This is a genomic window from Acidobacteriota bacterium, assembly GCA_028874215.1.
Lineage (GTDB): Bacteria > Acidobacteriota > UBA6911 > RPQK01 > JAJDTT01 > JAJDTT01.
On sequence record JAPPLF010000062.1, the window covers coordinates 2,081 to 2,990 of the forward strand.

At 58.9% G+C, this 910-nt stretch carries 1 protein-coding gene; it reads right to left on the reverse strand.

Annotated features, from left to right (window positions below; translation table 11 throughout):
* Positions 1-801: DEAD/DEAH box helicase family protein (locus OXT71_11930; GenBank protein ID MDE2927098.1), on the reverse strand; the 801-nt coding region annotated here is incomplete at its 3' end.
* Positions 802-910 lie beyond the last annotated feature (109 nt).

The following is a 910-nucleotide window of genomic DNA, read 5'->3' on the forward strand; positions in this document are numbered from 1 at the left end:
GTTCGCCACCTCAGGCACGTCGATGCCGGTGTCCAGCATGTCCACCGAGATTGCAAGATGCGGAGCCTTGTTCTTCTGCGAGAAGTCGTCGATGAGGCTCTGCGCGTACCTCGCGTAGTGGTCGATAACACGGGCAAAGTGTCCCGCGTGCTGCGGGTAGTGCCGGTTGAACCGTTTCTCGACGAACTCTGCGTGTTCGTGATTGCGGGCGAACAAGATCGTTTTGGCCAGCCGGTCACCGCCATCGACCCTGTGGCCATGTTCCATGAGGTGCCGGAGCGCCTTGTCCACCGTGTCCTTATTGAAAAGCCAGTTGTTGATTGCGGACGCGTTGACCCTGTCCGGAAGAGCGTCGGGGTCCACGTCATCGCCCCAGTCGAGGCTCTCCCACTGCTCTTTCTCCTGATCGCTCAGGGAGTCGTAGTCGATGCCCTCGCGCGGAAACTTCAGATCCACCTGCTGCACGCGAGGCGGCACGAGGAAGCCGTCGGCGACGGCGGTCTCCAACTCATAGGCGTCCGTGGGAACTCCCGGCTGCAAATCGAAGAGTGCGTAGGTGTTCCGATCCACCTGCTCGCGTGGTGTCGCGGTCAGCCCGACAAGCAGCGAGTCGAAGTAGCGGAAGATCGCTCCGTATTTCTCGTAGACCGAGCGGTGAGCCTCGTCGATGATTACGAGGTCGAAATGCCCAACGCTGAACCGGGCCTCGTTGCCCTCCGTCTCGTCGATCAGTCCCATCATCGTCGGATACGTGGAGACGTAGACTCGACCGACCTTGTCCTTCTCGGTGACAAGGTTCACCGGGCTCGATTCCGGTAGATGCGTCTTGAACGCGCTCACGGCCTGATTCACTAGTCTGAACTTCCAGAATGGAATCGACGTAATTCACTGATTATAAATCAGATAGGTC